Genomic DNA, 6,726 nt, shown 5'->3' with positions numbered 1-6,726 from the left:
GCTCGGGAGTGCTCACCTCGCCGGCCGGGGTCGTCGGGTCACCTTCGGGGCTCGCGCCGCAGCCAAAGGCATGGAGCGCCAGCAGCAGCGCGCTGGACGTGAAGACAAATCGGTTCCGCATCGGGCAGGGGGTTTCCGTGCTCGGGGGCCATGAGACGGGCAGTGGCCGCGACGCCTTCGCCGGCGGCCCTCATCACCCACGCCCCCAGCCTCCGGGCTCACGTGCCACGGGAGGTTCAGGCGCTCGGCTGGTCTCAATGGCCCGGTGGAAAGCGTTCTCAGCCGGGGCCATTGCAAACCGCGACGGAAGTGAACACTTCCCACCGCGACAAGGGCAGCCAGAGCCCCTGTCCGTCCGGTTCCCTTCGTCCGGCCCCCGCCTGCACTCGTTGATACTTCCGTTTTCCCGAAGTGTCGCGTCCGGATTCTCTATTTGCCGAAGATAGCCGGGGCTCCTATTTGAGAGGGGTTGGCTCCCCGTGCCTTCCCCTGGTGACCGCTTTGGAATCCATTCACACCATTGGCAGCCCCCTCATGTGGGGCGCCTTCATCGCTTTTGTCTTCGCGATGCTCGCGTTGGACCTCGGTGTGTTCCACCGCAAGGCCCACACGGTGAGCTTCAAGGAGGCCGGGGCGTGGAGCGCCGTGTGGGTGAGCCTGTCGCTGGCCTTCAACGCCTTCCTGTGGTGGCGCTTCGGTGCCGGGCCGGGCATGGAGTTCCTCACCGGCTACCTCATCGAGAAGTCGCTCTCCGTCGACAACATCTTCGTCTTCGTCGTCATCTTCTCCGCGATGAAGGTCCCGGCGATCTATCAGCACCGGGTGCTCTTCTGGGGCATCCTGAGCGCGCTGGTGCTGCGCGCGGTGATGATCTTCGCGGGCGTGGCGATGCTGGAGCGCTTCCACTGGCTCATCTACGTCTTCGGCGCCTTCCTCATCCTCACGGGCGTGAAGCTCTTCATCCAGCGCAACCATGAGGAGCACCCGGAGGACGGCTGGCTGATGCGCACCGCCCGCCGCGTGATTCCCTCCACGCCGCACTTCCACGGGCAGCACTTCCTCACGGTGGAGAACGGCCGCCGGCTGGCCACGCCGCTGCTCATGGCGCTGCTGCTGGTGGAGGCGTCCGACGTGCTCTTCGCGCTGGACTCCATCCCCGCCATCTTCGCGGTGACGCGCGACCCGTTCATCGTCTTCACGTCGAACATCTTCGCCATCCTGGGCCTGCGCTCGCTCTTCTTCCTGATGGCCGGGGCGATGGAGAAGTTCAGCTACCTGAAGGTCGGCCTGTCCGGCGTGCTGGTGTTCGTGGGCGCGAAGATGGCGCTGGTGGACGTGGTGCACCTGTCCCCGGCCATCTCCCTGGGCGTCATCGCGCTGGTGCTGGGCGCCAGCATCGTGGCCTCGCTGGTGAAGGCGAAGAACACGCCGCCGCACGCGCCCAACGGAGACACCGCGCCGAACACCGCGGCCCCCGCGAAGAGCTGACGCTCCCGCGGATCAAACCTTCCTGGCTGTGGGTCCCATGGGGTGTGGGGCTCCGGGCCCGGGCCCCCGAAGCGCATGGGGGCTCGGGCCTCTTTTTTTCAGTGGGCCCGGGACAGCTCCATGAACTCCAGCCAGGAGCGGATGGCGTCCTCGAACTCCTCCAGGGGCAGGTCCTGGGAGCGGCCGGGGATGGCCACCTCGCTGTGGATGGAGGCCCGGGCCCGGTTGAGCTCCAGGCTCCAGGTGTCGCCGGTGACGTCCCACCGGTCGCGCCTCCCCTGCCGCAGGGCCGCCAGCACTCGCAGCATCCCCTGCGCCCGGTTCACGTCCGGGCGCAGCTCCTGGGCGAGGTAGTCCGCCAGCACGTCGTCGGGCGGCTGGCCACTCACGACCGCCCGTCCCTGCTGATCCCACGTGTATCGCAATGTCCTGGGCACGGCCGTGACGGTCGCACAGTCGGTGGATCGCCGGCCACGACCCGCCCCCGCCGTTTGCGCCGGAACCCGACACTGCGGCCCGGCCGCGTGCGGCACCGAACGGGCGTCTCCGCCTGGAGAACAGCGCCGTGTCAGGAGGTGGAAAAGCAAAAGGCCGTGAGCCCTGGAGGACTCACGGCCTTTCTTTGAAGTGGGCGCGGCAGGTTTCGAACCTGCGACCCCTGCCGTGTGAAGGCAGTGCTCTACCGCTGAGCTACGCGCCCTTCTGCGTGCTGCCCGCCGCCAGCGCTGCGCAACGAACGCGGCGGTAAATGCCATCCGCCCGCGCAGGTGTCAACGCCTTTTCGAGGAGGACTCTTCCGACAGCGACTCCAGCTTTTCATCCAGCTCGCGCAGGCGGCGCTTGAGGCCCGCGAGCTGCTTCCCCACGGCCTTGAAGTCCCCCTTCGGCGCGAAGTGCAGGGCCTTCATGACCTCTTCCTGTCCCCGGTCCAGGGCCTGCTTGCCGCGCTGGACCCGGCCAATGGCCTGGGCCACGGCCAGGGCGCGCTTCTCGTCGGCCATGAGCTTCTCCATGGCCATGCTGGACAGCCCCAGCGCCTGCTTCTTCAAGTCGTCCCGGATGCCCATGGTGGCGGTCCTCTGGCCTCAGGGGCCGTCGGGGAACTCGGTCTTCAGCGCGGCGAAGACGCGGTCCGCGATGCCCTTGTAGCGCATGCGTTCGATGAGGGGCTGCAGGTCGCCCCGCATGGAGATGCGGCGCTTGAGCACGGCCTCCACGGGGTCCAGCGTGCCCAGCAGGAGCTGCTTCCAGACGGAATAGGGCGCGCGGGCCAGGTACACCGGCTCCAGTTCCTCCAGGTCGTCCGGATCCGACAGCACCCGGGCGCGCTTGATGTCGCACTCGCCGGGCTCCACGTGGACGACGAAGGTCTTGTCCAGCTTGCCCTTCTCCGCCTCGATGATGGCCCCGAAGTCGCCCTTCCATCCCTTGCCGGCGATGGCGCACTCCGGGTCTGCATTGGTGAGCCGGACCGCTTCGTCCAGCCATTCCTTCGACGGAAACTTCGGCATCGCGCCTCCCTACCCCCTGCGGAAGATGCTCTTGATGCTGGAGAAGAGCCCCCGGTCGTCGTTGCTCGCCCCGCTGCTGTTCGACGGGGCGGCCTGCGCGTTGCGCGAGGCGACTTCCTGAAGGGCCTTCTTCAACTGCTCGGGCGTGTCACGGGTGGCCAGATCCACCTTGCGGGACATGCCGCTCGCGTCCTCCACCTGCACCTGGAGGAGACACTCCTCGGTGAGGCGGAAGTCGATCTTCCGGCCCGCCGCGGCGGCCGGCACGCGGACGGTGCCCAGGTACTCGTTGTCCACCATCAGGTCGCTGTCGCCCTGGTAGATGTCCAGCTCGATGAAGGGCGACCCCGGCTGCAGCGGCGGCGGCAGGCGGAAGCTCTTCACCATCGGGATGAGCGAGTTCTTCTCGATGATGCGCTTCACGCGGCCGTTGGGCATCGCGTAGCCAATGGGCATGGACAGCGCGTCCAGCAGCGTCACCGCGTCGATGCTGCCCAGCGAGTCGCCCAGCAGCGCCGCGCCCAGGGCCACGCACTCGTCCGGGTGCACGCCCTTGCGCGGGGCCTTGCCGAAGTGGGCCTGGATCTTCTGCTGCACCAGCGGCATGCGGCTCTGGCCGCCCACCAGGATGATCTCGTCGATCTCCGAGCGGCTGATGCCCTTCTCCGCGAGCACGCGGTCGCAGATGTCGAAGGTGCGGTCCACCAGGTCGCCGGTGAGGTTGTTGAGGTAGTCGCGGGTCAGCGGGATGCGCAGGTCCATCGGCTTGCCCTTGCGCTCCTCGATGTACGGCAGGTCGATGACGACGTTGGGGATGAGCGTCAGGTCGATCTTCGCGGCCTCGGCGGCGTTCTTGATGCGCTGGAGGGCGATGGGGCTCTCGGTCAGGTCGACCTTGGTCTCGTCGCGGAAGCGCTCCAGCACGTACTCCATGATGCGGTTGTCGAAGTCCGCGCCGCCCAGGAACGAGTCGCCGCCCGTGGCCAGCACCTCGAAGACGTTGCCCGCCAGGTGCAGCACGCTGACGTCGAAGGTGCCGCCGCCCAGGTCATAGACGAGGACCTTCTGGTCCAGGCCCCGGTTGAAGCCGTAGGCCAGCGCCGCGGCGGTGGGCTCGTTGACGATGCGCTTGACGTCGAAGCCGGCCAGCCGCCCCGCTTCCTTCACGGCATTGCGCTGGTTGTCGTTGTAGTAGGCGGGGACGGAGATGACGGCCGCGTCGATGGGGCCGCCCAGGAACTGCTCCGCGATGGTCTTCAGCTGCGACAGCACGAAGCTGGAGATCTGCGGCAGCGTGTAGAGCTTGCCGCCCAACGTCACCGCCGCGTCCCCGTTGGGGTCCTCGACGATGTCGTAGGGGAAGTACCCCTTGAGGTCCTCGACCGCCTTCGAATGGTACTTGCGGCCGATCAGCCGCTTGGTGCCCCAGAGCGTGTTCTTGGGGTTCGTGACCATCTGATCCTTGGCCACGCCGCCGACCAGCAGGTCGTTCTTGGAGGACAGCGCGACCACGGAGGGCAGGATGAGGTTGCCGCGGTCCGTGGGGACGATCTTCGGGATGCGGTTGCGCACGGACGCCACCAGGGTGTTGGTGGTGCCCAGGTCAATCCCGACGATGCGAGGTCTGTCCGCCATGAAGGTCAACGTGCGCAGCTCAGGGGGAGGCCGCGCCCGTCCTCACTCTCTAGCACGTCGTGCCGTCGCGTGCGCGTTTCTAGGCGGACGCTTCCTCCCTGACTGTAGTTCTGGCCAGCCCGCCCTCCAGGGGGGCTGATTCCAGCAGGCCTACAGCTCCCGGTCTGGATCCGGCCCCAGGTCGCGCAGGCGGATGGGCCCGTCGGGTTCCGGGGGCGGGAGGGTTTCGCACACCGCGTCAGGGCCCGCCGGCAGCTCGGCTAGGAAGCGCGACGGGGTGAGCAGCAGCCGTCCGTCCTCCCGGGGCAGCGAGGTGTGGGGGTACAGGAGCCACAGCGCCTCCCGGGCCCGGGTGACGGCGACGTAGAAGAGGCGGCGCTCCTCCTCCTCGGCCTCCGGGTCGCGCGTGGCCTGCGACAGGGGGAAGCGCCCGTCCACGAGCCCCAGCACGAAGACGGTCCGCCACTCCAGCCCCTTGGCCTGGTGGACCGTGGTGAGGGTGAGCACGTCGTCGGGGGGCTCGCCGTCGCCAACCAAGGCGGCCTTCGCGGAGAACTCGGCCACCAGGGCGATGGCGGACAGGAAGCGAGGCACGTCCTCGAAGCGGCCGGCGAACTCCTGGAGCTGGCGCAGGTCCTCCGCGCGGGCGTCCGGCGTGGCCGGGGGCTCGCGCGCCGCCAGCACGTCCGCGAGCAGCGCTCCCGGGCTCCGGGCCCCTCCGCTGGACAGGGCCGTCATCAGGGCCTGGAAGCGCTGGAAGCCCGCCCGTGCCTTGCTCGGGACATGGGCCTGGACGTCCGGGTGGGCCAGCGCGTCCGGGAGGGACAGCTCCGGGGGCAGCGCGGCCAGGGCGGTCCACAGGTGCTCGGTGCTGGCGATGCCCACGCCCGGGAGCTTCCGCGCGAGCCGCTTGAAGGCCAGCTCGTCGTGGCGGTGGTGCGCCCATCTCAGGTAGGCGAGCGCGTCCTTGACGTGGGGCTGCTCGAAGAAGCGCACCCCGGAGCGCACGCGGAATGGCAGGCCATGGCGCGCCAGCTCCAGTTGCAGCTCCAGCGAGTGCAGGTGGGCGCGGTACAGCACCGCCATGGACTCCAGGCGCTGCCCCTGCGCGCGCAGCTCCAGGACGCGCTCGGCGACGAAGGCGGCCTGGGCCTTCACGTCGCGGGTGGGAACGACCTGGGGCACGGGGCCGGGCGCGCCGTCGGACACGAGCGCCTTGGGGAACTGGCGCGTGTTGTGCGCGATGACGGCGTTCGCCAGCCGGAGCACCTGCGGCGTGGAGCGGTAGTTGCGCGTGAGCGGGTAGATGCCGCAGCCGGGGTAGCGCTGGGGGAAGTCGATGATGTTGGTGAACTCCGCGCCCCGGAAGCTGTAGATGGACTGGCAGTCGTCGCCCACGACGGTGAGGTTCTTCCGCTCGCCCACGAGCAGGTCCACGAGGTCGCCCTGGAGGCGATTGGTGTCCTGGTACTCGTCCACGAGCACGCCCTGGAAGCGCCCGGTGAGCTCCGCGCGGACGGGCGGGTGGTCCTCCAGGAGCCGCTTCAGGTGCGCGAGCAGGTCGTCGTAGTCCATCAGGTGCAGCTGTGCCTTGCGCTGCTGGAAGCGGCGCGCGGTGGCGAAGACCTCGGGGGCCACGGGGAGCATCTCCCTGCGCCGGTCCACCAGCACCTGGGACACGGGCTGCTGGAGGTTGGTGGCCAGGGAGACCAGGTCCAGCAGCGCGTCCGGACGCGGGAAGCGCTTGTCGCTGCGCAGCTTCCGCTCCGCCAGGCACGCGCCCATCAGGTCGCGAGCGTCCTCGCGGTCCAGCACCGTGAAGCCGGTGGAGAAGCCCAGCGCGCCCGCGTGCTGGCGCAGGAGCACGTGCGCCGCGTGGTGGAAGGTGCCGCCCAGGAGGCTGGCCACGTCCGCGAAGCCGCCGGCCAGTTCCTCCACGCGGCGGATCATCTCGCGCGCGGCCTTGTTGGTGAACGTGAGCAGGAGCAGCGAGGACGGCGGGACGCCCCGCTCCAGCATGCGCGCCACGCGGTACGTGAGCGTGCGCGTCTTGCCGGAGCCCGCCCCGGCAATCACGAGCACGGGCCCCCCC

6 protein-coding genes and 1 tRNA gene are annotated in these 6,726 nt (G+C 69.2%); 1 reads left to right on the top strand and 6 read right to left on the bottom strand.

What is annotated here, in order from left to right:
- Positions 1-534 precede the first annotated feature (534 nt).
- Positions 535-1,488: a TerC family protein gene (locus tag D7W81_RS38635; RefSeq protein ID WP_438503401.1), complete on the top strand. Its 954-nt coding sequence runs from the start codon at positions 535-537 to the stop codon at positions 1,486-1,488.
- Between the two features lie 98 nt (positions 1,489-1,586).
- Here the strand turns inward: D7W81_RS38635 and D7W81_RS38630 are convergent, their stop codons facing one another.
- The 6 genes from D7W81_RS38630 to D7W81_RS38605 all read right to left on the bottom strand — a co-directional run.
- Positions 1,587-1,877 (bottom strand): YacL family protein, encoded by a 291-nt coding sequence (locus tag D7W81_RS38630; protein ID WP_208721651.1) that lies wholly within the window; start codon positions 1,875-1,877, stop codon positions 1,587-1,589.
- Positions 1,878-2,116: 239 nt separating this feature from the next.
- Positions 2,117-2,188 (bottom strand) — tRNA-Val (locus D7W81_RS38625).
- Positions 2,189-2,258: 70 nt separating this feature from the next.
- On the bottom strand, positions 2,259-2,555 hold the full coding sequence (locus D7W81_RS38620; protein ID WP_120560354.1) for a hypothetical protein: 297 nt from the start codon (positions 2,553-2,555) through the stop codon (positions 2,259-2,261).
- A gap of 18 nt (positions 2,556-2,573) precedes the next feature.
- Positions 2,574-2,999, bottom strand: a complete 426-nt coding sequence (locus D7W81_RS38615) for an SCP2 sterol-binding domain-containing protein (RefSeq protein WP_120560353.1) — start codon at positions 2,997-2,999, stop codon at positions 2,574-2,576.
- A gap of 9 nt (positions 3,000-3,008) precedes the next feature.
- Entirely contained in the window at positions 3,009-4,634 is a 1,626-nt protein-coding gene (locus D7W81_RS38610) for an Hsp70 family protein (RefSeq protein WP_120560356.1), read from the bottom strand.
- Positions 4,635-4,784: 150 nt separating this feature from the next.
- Positions 4,785-6,726 (bottom strand): ATP-dependent helicase (locus tag D7W81_RS38605; protein WP_147445782.1); only part of this gene is annotated, 1,942 nt, incomplete at its 5' end.

This window comes from Corallococcus aberystwythensis (assembly GCF_003612165.1).
Classification (GTDB): Bacteria; Myxococcota; Myxococcia; order Myxococcales; family Myxococcaceae; genus Corallococcus; species Corallococcus aberystwythensis.
Note: the sequence above shows the minus strand (reverse complement) of the source record. Positions and strands in the feature narration are given on the sequence as shown.

What these genes read in the sequence shown, in the direction of transcription:
- D7W81_RS38635 (WP_438503401.1), top strand. Translation starts at nt 535, where the DNA reads ATGTGGGGCGCCTTCATCGCTTTTGTCTTCGCGATGCTCGCGTTGGAC.
- D7W81_RS38610 (WP_120560356.1), bottom strand. Translation starts at nt 4,634, where the DNA reads ATGGCGGACAGACCTCGCATCGTCGGGATTGACCTGGGCACCACCAAC.
- D7W81_RS38615 (WP_120560353.1), bottom strand. Translation starts at nt 2,999, where the DNA reads ATGCCGAAGTTTCCGTCGAAGGAATGGCTGGACGAAGCGGTCCGGCTC.
- D7W81_RS38620 (WP_120560354.1), bottom strand. Translation starts at nt 2,555, where the DNA reads ATGGGCATCCGGGACGACTTGAAGAAGCAGGCGCTGGGGCTGTCCAGC.